This is a genomic window from Chryseobacterium gregarium DSM 19109 (assembly GCF_000430845.1).
In the GTDB taxonomy this organism is placed as follows: Bacteria; Bacteroidota; Bacteroidia; order Flavobacteriales; family Weeksellaceae; genus Chryseobacterium; species Chryseobacterium gregarium.
In genome coordinates this window covers 1-12,034 of sequence record NZ_AUMU01000013.1, presented here as the reverse complement: position 1 = coordinate 12,034, position 12,034 = coordinate 1, and the positions used below count along the sequence as shown (strand labels likewise).

The 12,034-nt window shown below is 39.7% G+C and carries 10 protein-coding genes and 3 tRNA genes; 6 read left to right on the top strand and 7 right to left on the bottom strand.

Annotated elements, in window-relative coordinates; all coding sequences use genetic code 11:
• Nucleotides 1-28: 28 nt before the first annotated feature.
• The 3 genes from H561_RS0114665 to H561_RS0114655 all read right to left on the bottom strand — a co-directional run bounded on the left by H561_RS0114665 (nucleotide 29) and on the right by H561_RS0114655 (nucleotide 3,686).
• Nucleotides 29-1,171 carry an inorganic phosphate transporter gene (locus H561_RS0114665; RefSeq protein ID WP_027387702.1) on the bottom strand — a complete coding sequence of 381 codons (1,143 nt, stop codon included), beginning with the start codon at nucleotides 1,169-1,171 and terminating at the stop codon, nucleotides 29-31.
• A gap of 20 nt (nucleotides 1,172-1,191) precedes the next feature.
• A complete protein-coding gene (locus H561_RS0114660) occupies nucleotides 1,192-1,830 on the bottom strand; it encodes a DUF47 domain-containing protein (protein WP_027387701.1) in 639 nt (212 codons plus the stop codon).
• 149 nt (nucleotides 1,831-1,979) lie between these two features.
• Nucleotides 1,980-3,686 (bottom strand): DEAD/DEAH box helicase, encoded by a 1,707-nt coding sequence (locus tag H561_RS0114655; RefSeq protein ID WP_027387700.1) that lies wholly within the window; start codon nucleotides 3,684-3,686, stop codon nucleotides 1,980-1,982.
• 254 nt (nucleotides 3,687-3,940) lie between these two features.
• On the opposite strand from H561_RS0114655, the gene H561_RS0114650 reads away from it, so the two are divergent.
• The 3 genes from H561_RS0114650 (at nucleotide 3,941) to H561_RS0114640 (ending at nucleotide 7,017) form a co-directional block, all read left to right on the top strand.
• Complete coding sequence (locus tag H561_RS0114650) at nucleotides 3,941-4,612, top strand: DUF2461 domain-containing protein (protein ID WP_027387699.1); 672 nt, start codon at nucleotides 3,941-3,943, stop codon at nucleotides 4,610-4,612.
• A 127-nt stretch (nucleotides 4,613-4,739) separates the two neighbouring features.
• On the top strand, nucleotides 4,740-5,534 hold the full coding sequence (locus H561_RS0114645; protein ID WP_027387698.1) for an FkbM family methyltransferase: 795 nt from the start codon (nucleotides 4,740-4,742) through the stop codon (nucleotides 5,532-5,534).
• Between the two features lie 4 nt (nucleotides 5,535-5,538).
• Entirely contained in the window at nucleotides 5,539-7,017 is a 1,479-nt protein-coding gene (locus H561_RS0114640; protein WP_027387697.1) for a lipopolysaccharide biosynthesis protein, read from the top strand.
• Here H561_RS0114640 and H561_RS0114635 read toward each other — a convergent pair.
• The 4 genes from H561_RS0114635 to H561_RS0114620 form a co-directional block, all read right to left on the bottom strand.
• Entirely contained in the window at nucleotides 7,010-8,056 is a 1,047-nt protein-coding gene (locus H561_RS0114635; protein WP_027387696.1) for a hypothetical protein, read from the bottom strand. The two genes, H561_RS0114640 and H561_RS0114635, sit on opposite strands and share 8 nt — an antisense overlap.
• A 75-nt stretch (nucleotides 8,057-8,131) precedes the next feature.
• A complete protein-coding gene (locus tag H561_RS0114630) occupies nucleotides 8,132-8,986 on the bottom strand; it encodes a glycosyltransferase (RefSeq protein WP_027387695.1) in 855 nt (284 codons plus the stop codon).
• A 90-nt stretch (nucleotides 8,987-9,076) separates the two neighbouring features.
• Nucleotides 9,077-10,477 carry an aspartate ammonia-lyase gene (aspA, locus tag H561_RS0114625; RefSeq protein ID WP_027387694.1) on the bottom strand — a complete coding sequence of 467 codons (1,401 nt, stop codon included), beginning with the start codon at nucleotides 10,475-10,477 and terminating at the stop codon, nucleotides 9,077-9,079.
• A gap of 106 nt (nucleotides 10,478-10,583) precedes the next feature.
• Entirely contained in the window at nucleotides 10,584-11,609 is a 1,026-nt protein-coding gene (locus tag H561_RS0114620; RefSeq protein WP_027387693.1) for an N-acetylmuramoyl-L-alanine amidase, read from the bottom strand.
• A 135-nt stretch (nucleotides 11,610-11,744) separates the two neighbouring features.
• Here H561_RS0114620 and H561_RS0114615 point away from each other — a divergent pair.
• The 3 genes from H561_RS0114615 to H561_RS0114605 all read left to right on the top strand — a co-directional run bounded on the left by H561_RS0114615 (nucleotide 11,745) and on the right by H561_RS0114605 (nucleotide 12,033).
• Nucleotides 11,745-11,829, top strand: a tRNA-Ser gene (locus H561_RS0114615).
• Between the two features lie 23 nt (nucleotides 11,830-11,852).
• Nucleotides 11,853-11,927, top strand: a tRNA-Pro gene (locus H561_RS0114610).
• A 32-nt stretch (nucleotides 11,928-11,959) separates the two neighbouring features.
• Nucleotides 11,960-12,033 (top strand) — tRNA-Arg (locus H561_RS0114605).
• Nucleotide 12,034 lies beyond the last annotated feature (1 nt).

Here is a 12,034-nt window from a genome sequence, read left to right as displayed (position 1 = left end):
AAGTTTACATTATTATTTAAAATTAATTTTAAGATAAAAAAGTAACCACGAGATACATAAGCGCGGCCACAATTGCTGAAATAGGAATGGTTAATACCCACGCCCAGAGAAGGCTCACGGTAATTCCCCATCGTACGGCAGAAATCCTTTTTGTCAATCCTACTCCAATGATAGAACCGGTTATGGTATGCGTTGTAGATACGGGGATACCGAAATGGTCTGTAATGAACAACGTAATGGCTCCTGCGGTTTCAGCACTGACGCCTTCCAGGGAAGTTACTTTTGTAATTTTCGTTCCCATGGTTTTGATGATTTTCCAGCCACCGCTCATGGTTCCCAGGGCAATAGCCACGAAAGAAACCAGAGGCACCCAGATATAATGCTGGGCAAAATAGTCGAAACGCCCTGCCGCAGGAATATCCAGATATACAGGATCTTTAAGTATCACCACATGGTAATAGATTAAAGCGGCACCGATAATCCCCATAACTTTCTGAGCATCATTCAGACCGTGTCCCAAACTGAATAAAGCCGAAGATCCCAGCTGTAATCTTTTAAAAGATTTATCCGCTTTGTGAGGGTTTGATCTTTTATACAGATGAACAATAATTAATGTAATGATAATCGAAATGATCATCCCGATGATCGGAGCCATGAAAATGAACAGGAAAATAGGAATGACCTTATCAAATTTCACAACGCTCTGCTGGGTAACCTGGCTGAAAGCTTCTTTAGAGGTCTCCCAGAATCCTAATCCGGGTTGGGCAGCAACAACATCATGGTAATCCATCATGAAGGCATGCATCAGGGCCGCACCCAAAAATCCGCCGATCAGCGTATGGGATGAAGAAGAAGGGATCCCAAACCACCAGGTTAAAAGATTCCAGGCAATGGCCGCAACCAATCCTGAAAATATAACTTCAAGGGTAATAAAATTCTCGTTAACGGTTTTGGCAATCGTGTTACCGATTTTAAATTCTCCAATGATATAGGCCGCAATAAAGAAGGCTGCAAAGTTCCAGAGCGCTGCCCACAGTACAGCCTGGAACGGAGTTAATACTTTTGTGGAAACAATAGTCGCAATTGAATTGGCCGCATCATGGAATCCATTGATGTAATCGAAGATCAAAGCCAGCGCAATAATAACTATAAGTAAAATAGGAAATTCCATTGTTTAATTATAATGATTAATTAAGCGTATTTGATCATGATGTTCTCAATCGTATTGGCCACATCTTCCGCTTTGTCAGTAACTACTTCAAGATAATTAAGTACGGATGAAACTTTGATAATATTGATGGCGTCATTGGTTTCAAACAGTTCGACCATTGAGTTGGAAAGCAGATCATCTGCAATATTTTCAATAGAATTCACTTTGATACACGCTTCTTTTACCTGTTCCATATTTTTAAACCCTTTCAGGTTCTTCATGGCATTCTGGATTTCAAGACATGCTTTGTGAATCAACAGGGAAAAGTCTGAATATGCCTTCATTTCAGGCGATTTATACAGGAAAATATATTTTGTGGAAGCGTAGATATAATCAGCAATATCATCCAATCCTGTTGCCAGGGTATGAATATCTTCCCGGTCAAAAGGCGTAATGAAGTTTTTACCAAGCTCTACAAAGATTTCGTGTGTCAGCTCATCATTTTTGTGCTCATAGTCGCTCATCTTCTTTAACATGGAATCGTCATTCAGATCGAAGTCTTTGATTCCAGTGTTAAACTCTTCAGACATTGCAACCAGGTTTTCAGTTACTTTTTCAAAAAGCACAAAGAAGATTTTATCTTTGGGTTGAAAAGCGTGGAAAATATTACCAATTCCCATTTTTAAGTATTTATAATTTTGTGCAAATTTCTTAAAAAACCCCCTTAACAAAAAGCATATAACGTTAAGTTTTGTTAACATTGAAGATACCACAATTGAGGGCATAAAAAAACCGGCCTTTAAGCCGGTTTATATCATTGAAAATGAGTTTAGTTAGCCTCTTCAGCCCTCATATCTTTTCCTCTGAATTTCATTGAAGAAATGTTGCTTAAAAGATCTCCTTTGAACGATTTTTCAATTTCAAAGAAAGAAAATTTCTCTAAAATTTCGATATCCCCGATTTCAGCTCTCTTTTTGCTTTTCGCCGTTGAAGTTGCTTTGTTGATAATATCAAGAACATCAAGTTTCTTCAACTGGTCTTTTTTACCAAGATTAAAGAAGAACCTTACCATATTCTCGTTACTTTTCTTAGGCTTTCCTCCACGCTCCCTTCGGTCTCCGCTTCTTTCGGTTCTTTCACCTCTTTCGCGGTCCCTGCCTCTGTCACGGTCTCTGCTGCTACGGTCTCCTCTTCCTGCTTCATCTCTGCTGCTCAGCTTCTGTTCTATAACATCATGTCTGTCTTTATAATACAGCGCAAGATCTTTTAACTGGAACTGAAGAAGCTTGTGGGCCAGCTCTTCTTTGGTAAATGCTGATAAATCAGGAATCAAAGCATCATCAAATTCAAAGAAATCTTCGTGTATTTCGAAAAGGCTTTCAAAAACGCCGCCTACCTGAGCCTTTATAATCTCGTCTCCCGTAGGAATTCTTCCTTCGGCGATTTCGATTTTAGTCACCGCCTTGATCTGCTTCAGCTTTCTGCTTTCTTCCGGCTTAATCAAAGAAATTGAAATACCGTCTTTCCCTGCTCTACCTGTTCTTCCGCTTCTGTGAACGAATACTTCAGGATCATCAGGTAAGGAATAATGCACAACGTGCGTCAGTGAATCTACATCCAGTCCTCTGGCTGCAACGTCTGTTGCCACCAAAATATCAATATTTTTCAGTCTGAATTTCTTCATTACCGTATCTCTCTGGGCCTGGGAAAGATCACCGTGAAGTGCATCTGCCGCGTAGCCGTTCTGCATTAAGAAATCAGCAACTTCCTGAGTTTCCATCCTGGTTCTGCAGAAAATGATTGAATACTGATTAGGGTTGGCATCGATAAGACGCTTTAATGCTTCTTTTTTCTGACGGTATCCTGCCACATAATATTCATGCTTAATGTTCTTCTTAACTTCGTTAATAGAACCTACAGAAATTCTGTGCGGCTTAGTCAGATAGTTTTTGGTGATTTTTTCCACCTCCTTACTCATCGTGGCAGAGAATAAGAATGTCTGCTTTGTTTCAGGCGTTTCACTTAAAATGGTTTCCAGTTCGTCTTTGAACCCCATGGAAAGCATTTCGTCAGCTTCATCCAGAACCAACCAGTGAATGGCTGAAAAATCAAGTGCTTTTCTGTTGATAAGGTCGATCACCCTTCCCGGAGTCCCCACAATGATCTGCGGCTTGTCCTTCAGAGATCTCATCTGATCCATAATACTGCTTCCACCATACACTGCTGTAGTCTTGATGTCTTTCATGTATTTGGAATAATTTTTAATGTCTTTCGTAATCTGAAGACATAATTCCCGTGTCGGACAAAGCACCAAAAATTGGATTTTGCGACTCGTATCGTCAATCATATCCAAAATCGGAAGCGAAAACGCTGCTGTTTTGCCTGTCCCTGTCTGCGCAAGTGCGATCAAATCGCGAATATCTGAAAGAATGAAAGGGATAGTCTGTTTTTGGATTTCTGTCGGGCTTTCAAAACCCAGTTCGCCAATGGCCTTAAGAATGTCAGGACTTAAATTGGACTCCGTAAATAAATTCATTAAATATTTTAAAATTTTTGCAAAGATACAACTATTATTTGAATTATGTTTTAACTTTTGTTACAGATATAATAATTTAACGTTCAAATACTATTATTCTTTTATAATTTTTGCATTAAAAGGATGTTTTTTTTAATTTTTATTTAATTAATATCTTTTTTAATCTTGGTTTTAGTGACATAAAAACGGGGATTTCAGATTACAGCAGGCCATATTATCATCAGTTTTAATTATATTTGGAATAAAATATCAATATGCCGGCTTTGATCTCTCCTCATGTTTTTGATTTTCTTAAAAAACTCACTGTACATAACAACCGTGAATGGTTTGCTGAAAACAAGCATCTCTATACTGAAGCAAGGGAAAACATTATTGTATTCTTGGAAGACCTGATTAATGCAATGTCTGAATTCGATCCGGAACTGGCAAAAATTGATGCTAAGAAATCTTTGTTCAGGATTTATCGCGATACGCGGTTCTCAAAAGATAAAATCCCTTACAAAACCAATTTCGGGGCTTCTTTGGGAATGGGAAAAGGCAGCAGCAAAGGCGGATATTACCTTCACCTGGAACCCGGAAAATCTTTTATTGCCGGAGGGATTTATATGCCTGAAGCTTTCGTTCTAAAGGAATTGAGAAAGGAAATCTCACTGTACGGAAAAGATTTTCTTACCATTTTAAACGATAAAAACTTCAAAAAACATTTCGCGGAACTGGATCAGGACGACAAGCTTAAAAAAATACCTCAGGGCTTTGAAAAAGAAGACCCGATGGCAGAATACCTTAAACTGAAAAGCTTTATTGTCGTTTATCACCTGAAAGACGAAGAAGTAACACATAAAAATGCTGTAAAAAACTTAACGGAAATTTTTACGCTCATGAAGCCGCTGAATGATTTCCTGAATGCTCCCCTGTCACAATCATAGTTTTATCTCAGTTATTTTGAAATAGTAAATAAATATAATGTATTGACATACAATTGTTTAAATAACGATTATTTTAACAGCAATTTAACATTTTTACGTATATTTGCCGCCTGTCAAAAGTGTAACAATGTCCCTGTATCAAAGAATTGCTGAAAAACTGCAGTACATCAGTCCGAGTTTTTATAAGAAAAGATTTTTTAAAAGCTTAAACCATCTTAATAAAGAAAATTTTTCTGCAAGAAACGTAGAGCCGGAACTGGTATGGATTAAAGAATTTTTACCTGAAAATGCCGTGATTCTTGATATCGGAGCCAATGTGGGTACCTTTCTGTATCACCTGGAAAATACTCTGGACCATGAGCACATTTATGCCTTTGAACCGAATAAAAAGCTGTACAGACGACTGAAAAGACTGTTCCCGGCCATGAAGATCTTCCCCCTTGCGCTGTCTGATGAAAATACCACTGCAGAATTTAAAGTCCCCGTCATCAACGGCAAAGCTGTTGCTTCCAGAGGAAAGCTTAATATTGACTATAAAGAGAAGGGTGAGGAAAAAAGCTATACTGAAAAGGTAGAGGTAGTGAAGCTTGATGAATGGGAAGCCATTGAGCATTTTCAACAGCTGGATTTTATTAAAATCGATGTAGAGGGCAATGAAATGAAAACACTTTTGGGAGCAAAGGAAATCATCCGTCGGTTCTCTCCCACCCTTATGGTGGAAATGGAACAGCGGCATCATGAAATGCCGATCTGGAAAGAAATCTCAGAAGTAGAATCCTGGCAATACAATGCCCATTACCTGAACCGGCATACTTTCGAACTTGAAAAATTAACAGAAGAAATTCTGCTGAAAAATACCGGTGACGAAAAAAATAAAACGGAATACATCAACAATATTATTTTCATCCCTAAAAGCCAATAGAAATATGAGTGTAGTGGCAAGGCAGGGATTTAAATATTCCATCATCGGCTATGTAGGGTTTTTGCTTGGTACGGTCTCTGCGATTTTTATCTTCCCCAATGATTTTGAGTTTTACGGGAAATTGCGGTACAGCATGCAGACGGCAGAAATGCTCGTTCCTTTTGTTGTTTTCGGAATATCATACGCAAATGTTAAATTTTTTCACAGCGTACAGCAGGACGGCAAGAACCAGAATATGCTTTCGCTGTCCCTGCTTGCTATTTTCATTAATTTTATTATCTTTTGCGGTGTATTTTTTGTAATCCCTTATTTTTATCCTAAGTTTCTTCAGACCCAGGCCTGGGCCATTAAAGGGATTATTCTGCCGTTGATTCTGGTTTTGTCTTTATGCGCCATCTTCAATAAATACACTTCCAATTACAAACGCATCGTCGTCTCTAATATTTTTGATAATCTTTTCCCTAAAATAGCCAATCTGGGAGCTTTCTGCCTGTTCTTCTATTTTGCCCTATCCCAAAAAATTGCGCTGGCCTTTTTCTTCGGAATGTTTGCACTGATGCTGTTCGGATATATCTACTATACCAACAAATTAGACAGAGTCAGTTTAGATTTCAGTACCGGTTACTTTAAAAAAGACGGATTCTGGAAAGAGTTCCTCAATTACAGTTTCTTCGGGTTCCTGGGAACTTTCGGGAATTATTTAGCCATCAACAGCTTTATGATCGGAGAGTTTATGGGAATGGAAGAAAACGGAATTTATTCTGTCCTGTATGCTCTGATTTCCCTGATTTCTATCCCGCAGCTGGGGCTCTTCAATATTTCAGCACCGATTATCAGTAAAAACCTGGCCGACGGCGATATGGAAGGACTGGACCGGTTTCATAAAAAAACCTCTTTAACCCTCTATTTTTTAGGAGCCGTTTTATTTTCATGCATCATGGTTGGATTTCCTTTTCTGACTCAATTCATGCCTAAAAACGGAGTGCTGCTCAGGGAATATGAGCCTGTGATCTGGATCTGGGGTTCTGCGGTCCTGATTGACCTGGCTACAGGATTCAACGGCAATATCATTTCACTTTCAAAACACTATAGGTTCAATATCCTGGTGATGCTTTTGCTGGCCGGATTAACCATCGGACTGAATCTTTACTTTATTAAAAATACCGACCTTCAGCTTATTGGGATTGCTTTATCCACAGCAATTTCATTAACCACTTACAACGTTGTCAAAGTAGTGTTCAATTATTTCGTATTTAAAGTTTCTCCGCTGACCATTGAAATGATTTTCGTATCGATTATCTGTACGCTGGCAATTACGGTAGCCATTGTTTTACCGAACTTCAATAATAATTTCATTAACCTGATTTACAAACCCGCAGTTGTTCTGTTATTGATTTTTATCGGGAATTATTTCACCAAAGTCTTTCCTTTGGAGGATTATTTAAATAAAAACTTCATCAAAAGCATTTTTAAGTTCAAATAGCCGTCAGTGCTTGCAGGACTTTTTCAATTCGTTCCTGAACAATTTCTTTAGCATACATTTTCTGAAAATCAAATGAAGTGTTTTTAAGCGTTTTAAATTGCTCCAGAATATCTTCATGCTCGGAAATAATAAAATCCGATACAGATGGGTAATTCAGAGGAAAAACAGCGGGTTTACCATATTTAATGGCGTCTCCTGAATTCCCTGTCATTTTTGTCTTGCCGTATACTTCTTTCCGGCTGAAAAATTCTGTTTCCGGCTGAATGGGACACCACAGTACATCGGCCTGCTGCATCCATCTTTCAAAATCCTCTTGCCCCACCCTTTCTGAAAACCAGGTGATGCTGATATTTTGAGGCAGGTTTAATGATAATTTTTTCAGATGTTCAAGCTCTGTACCTTTTGCTTTTCCGAGAAATACAAAATTGAAAGGCTCATCAGTGGTCAGGTTTTCAATGGTTTTAAAAATATGGCTGTAATTCCTTCTCATTTGTGATACCCCGCCCGGAATCACAATAACCGAATCCTTCTTCGGATGATTTTCAATTTTCCTTGTGTAAAAAACAGGCAGGAACTTCAACCGGCCGGAAGATAGGTTTTCATCGAGTACCAACAGATTTTTTGCCTGTTGATACACTTTAGGCGCATCGGACAGACCTTCTTTCCAGAAAAGCTTGATCCTGTACAGCATATCTTCCTTATAAATGTTTTTTATCAAGCCCAGCCGAGAACTGTTCATAAAATTAATATTGTGAACAATAACTGCCGAATTGTATTTCTTTACAATTGCAAGAAAGGTACTGAAATAACGATGAACCGTTCCGATGACGACAAGGTCATATTTTTTCTGCCTGAGCTGATCCAAAATCATCGAACTGTCAGACAAAAAGATGTCCTGCCCTGAATCTCTGATCTGACCTTTAATTTTTTCTGAAAAATAATAATCCACCTGAAATACATCGGAATCCCGCATGATTTCCATAAAATCCCGGGCCACTTCAGCATGCGTATCGATTTCTATGTAAGCTATTTTTTTCAAATTCTGTTGAGTTTAGTCATGCGAAGATCATCCTTTTAAAGAAAAGTAAGGTTATTTATTTATTCTCTTTATAAATTACATTTTCAGCCACTTTTTTTTCAGCATATTCCAGCGCTGGCGGTTAACGGCTTTTTGTTCATCTCTGGAAATTTTTAATTCCAGCCGCTGAGAACGACAGTGTTCATAAGCTCTGATGATCGAAAAGAAGAATTTGGCAGACCTGCTTTTTGTGGCTTCTTTGAAGGATGCGATGTAGGCTAAAAACCTATTTAATCCCAGGAAATAAAAATACTTTCCATAATATTTTGCCGGTTTTATGGTATAGTCGGCACCTTTTACTTTAATCAGCTTTACATGCAGCTCAGGCAGGACCACCTCCTTCCAGCCAAGGTTCTGCAGTAAAATAGAGTCAATATTATCCCAACCCAAAGTTTCACGGATTCCCTCCATCCGGATATAACTTTCTCTCCGGTATGCTTTTAACGGTCCGCGGACGTGATATTTATTGGAATTGCCCTCGTATATCCAGCTTCCGTCTTTTTCAACATATAAAAGCCCGCCTACCAGGCCGTAATCGGGATGGCTTTTAAAGGCTTCCGCTATGGTATTGAGGTAATTTCCGGGGAGAATAATATCAGCATCAAATTTACAGATGATATCAAATTCATCCATATTCTGAGTATTCAGTCCGTTTTTAAAGGCACTGACCACTTTTGATCCCGGCTGATGTGCTGATTTCTGAAGATTAACCGTTCCAAAACGGGAATCCTGATCGGTATATTTTTTGATTATATCAGCCGTTTTATCGGTTGACCCGTCATTGACAGCCACTACCTTAAAATCACTGTACGTCTGCTGCTGTAAGGAATCCAGGGTCAATGGAAGATGCATTTCTTCATTATGGGCAGGAATGATGATCAGAAATTTCAAAGCAGATAAATAATTGATGGTTTATACATGATGAATGATAAGTGATGAATGATCTTCAGAGAGCTTACCCATCATCACTTATCATTAATTTTATTTGTTGTGCGGTTTCAGCATGTTTCTGGGATCAAGGATTTCATCCAGTTTTTCCTGAGACAGAATTCCTTTCTCCAACACCAGATTGTAAACGCTTTTCCCTGTTTCCAGCGATTCTTTGGCAATTTCCGTAGAATATTTGTAGCCGATATAAGGGTTGAGTGCCGTTACAATCCCAATGCTGTGCTTTACCATATTCAGGCAGACTTCACGGTTTGCCGTGATTCCGGTAACACATTTTTCACGCAGTGTATCCAGAGCATTGCAAAGGAAATGGATATTCTCCATAATAGCATGGGAAAGCACCGGCTCCATCACATTCAGCTGCAGCTGTCCCGCTTCCGCAGCAAAAGTTACGGTAAGATCGTTTCCGAATACTTTAAAACATACCTGGTTGACCACTTCCGGAATAACAGGATTCACTTTTCCCGGCATGATGGAAGATCCCGGCTGCATAGGCGGAAGATTAATTTCAAAAAGCCCGGCTCTCGGCCCTGATGAAAGCAACCTTAAGTCATTACAGATTTTGGACAGCTTCACGGCAAGGCGCTTCATGGCTGAAGAATAAATCACATAAGAACCTGTATCAGGTGTGGCTTCTACCAGATTAGGTGCGGAAACGACAGGAAAACCGGTAATCTGGGCTAAGTTTTTAGCACAAAGAACCGCATATCCTACGGGAGCATTTATTCCGGTCCCAATGGCCGTTGCCCCCATATTCACCTCCACGAAAAGATCAGCGTTGTTGTTAAGCCTGGAGATATCTTCTTCCAGAGTCGCTGCAAATGCCTCAAACTCCTGTCCCAAAGTCATCGGAACGGCATCCTGGAGCTGCGTTCTGCCCATTTTGATTACATCTTGAAACTCCTGCCCTTTTGCCCTGAACGCCTGAACAATTTTATCCAGTTTTTCAACCAGTGTAGCATTCATCTGCAACAATCCCATTTTTATTGCCGTAGGATAAGCATCATTGGTAGACTGGGAAAGGTTGATATGATCATTGGGTGAACAAAACTCATACTGCCCTTTATCTTTTCCTAATTTCTCCAGTACCCTGTTGGCAATCACTTCATTGGCGTTCATATTGATCGAGGTTCCTGCCCCGCCCTGAATCATATCTACCGGAAACTGTTCGTGAAGTTCGCCATTGATTAATTCATCACAGGTTTCAGTAATGCTGTAATACAGTTTCTCATCAAGAAGGCCCAGCTCATAGTTGGTCTTGGCAGCGGCTTTTTTAACATAGGCCAGCCCTCTGATAAACTGAGGATAAGAGGATAAAAGCTGCCCTGATATTTTAAAATTATTGATTGCTCTTTGTGTCTGTACTCCATAATAAGCATTTACAGGAACGTCCAGTACGCCCAATAAATCACTCTCTTTTCTGAAATTTTCCATAATTTATTTAAATTAATGTTCCCATTTAACAACGCAGCAATTTAACAATAAAATCGTATAGCTATTCATAGATTGTTACAATGACAGATTGCTAAATAATTCCATTTTATTTTACCGGGTATTTTTGTATTAAAGCCTGTAATATGGACAATGTTTCGGCATCCATAATCCCGTCATAGTTTTGCGGACGGAAATGATATTGGAATGCTTCAATGGTTTTCTTGGTCGCATCATCCCATTTTCCGCTCAGGTCCAGCGCGTATCCGAATTTCTGAAGCTGCGTCTGAACACTGAAGATAAAGGCAGGATCAATATATTTCGCCTGGAAATCCGTGGAGGTCGCCAGATCATAATACCCTTGTCTGATGGATTCATCATACCACATCCCGATCTGGTATTCATCATACAGTTTTTTCCACGGGAACAAAGGACCCGGATCCTGTTTCCTGGTCGGGGCAATATCTGAATGGGCCAGGATATTGGTGGCCGGGATCTGGTACCGTGTGGCAATATCTTTTACCAAAGCGGCTACTTTTATTACCTGGGCCTCATCAAAAGGAACAAAAATCTTTTTCCCAGAAGCGTCAGCGGTATAACCCATATTTACAATTTCAATTCCTATGGAGGTATCATTAAGGTTTTTATCAGCCCTCCAGGCACTGACTCCGGCATGATAAGCCCTTTTATTTTCATCCACCAGCTGGTAAATCTCATTATCTCCGGTATTGTTAACCAGATAATGGGCACTTACCGCCTGCTGTGAAAGAACAGTAATTGATTTATCGTCCGGCAATGCCGTGTAATGCAGAATAAGATACCGCTGCCTGAAGTTCTGCGCAACGGCAGGAAAATAGGTTTTCACGACTTTATAGCCGGCAGGCTTTGCAGAAACAATGGAACCATAACTGGCCGTATTGTCATTCTTTGCAATATCTGCAATATTGGTCGTGAAAAATTCTACTCCGTGTTCCGTCGTAACCTTAGGTTTCGGCTTTTCGGCCGGGGTTTTCACCGCCGTTTTTGGCTGTACCGAAGGGGTTCTGGGAATGTATTGTTTTTTACGGGCACTCTGCTGGGAAGTACACGAAAAAACAAAGGTACTTAATCCGATGATATATAATGTTTTACGCATTTGTTTATTTTTCTGGTCGTTTATCACCTCAAAAATACGCAAATTTTTCTTGAAAAATATTTGGTATATAACGAAATCTATTCTATATTTGCACTCGCAATAACGGAACAACGATCATTAAAAATTAAAGATAAAGGAGGGTTGCCAGAGTGGTTAATGGAGCAGTTTGCTAAACTGTCGACGCGAAAGTGTCGCAAGGGTTCGAATCCCTTACCCTCCGCATTCTTTTTCTTACAACATATTCGGGGCGTAGCGTAGTCCGGTCATCGCGCCTGGTTTGGGACCAGGAGGTCGCAGGTTCGAATCCTGCCGCCCCGACTGTTTTAATAGTTTTCTCAAAATTATTTAATGGGTGCGTAGCTCAGCTGGATAGAGCATCTGCCTTCTAAGCAGACGGTCAAAGGTTCGAATCCTTTCGCGCTCAC

Coding starts and splice junctions, on each gene's coding strand:
- H561_RS0114665 (WP_027387702.1), bottom strand. CDS start 1,171: ATGGAATTTCCTATTTTACTTATAGTTATTATTGCGCTGGCTTTGATC.
- H561_RS0114660 (WP_027387701.1), bottom strand. CDS start 1,830: ATGGGAATTGGTAATATTTTCCACGCTTTTCAACCCAAAGATAAAATC.
- H561_RS0114655 (WP_027387700.1), bottom strand. CDS start 3,686: ATGAATTTATTTACGGAGTCCAATTTAAGTCCTGACATTCTTAAGGCC.
- H561_RS0114650 (WP_027387699.1), top strand. CDS start 3,941: ATGCCGGCTTTGATCTCTCCTCATGTTTTTGATTTTCTTAAAAAACTC.
- H561_RS0114645 (WP_027387698.1), top strand. CDS start 4,740: ATGTCCCTGTATCAAAGAATTGCTGAAAAACTGCAGTACATCAGTCCG.
- H561_RS0114640 (WP_027387697.1), top strand. CDS start 5,539: ATGAGTGTAGTGGCAAGGCAGGGATTTAAATATTCCATCATCGGCTAT.
- aspA (WP_027387694.1), bottom strand. CDS start 10,477: ATGGAAAATTTCAGAAAAGAGAGTGATTTATTGGGCGTACTGGACGTT.
- H561_RS0114620 (WP_027387693.1), bottom strand. CDS start 11,609: ATGCGTAAAACATTATATATCATCGGATTAAGTACCTTTGTTTTTTCG.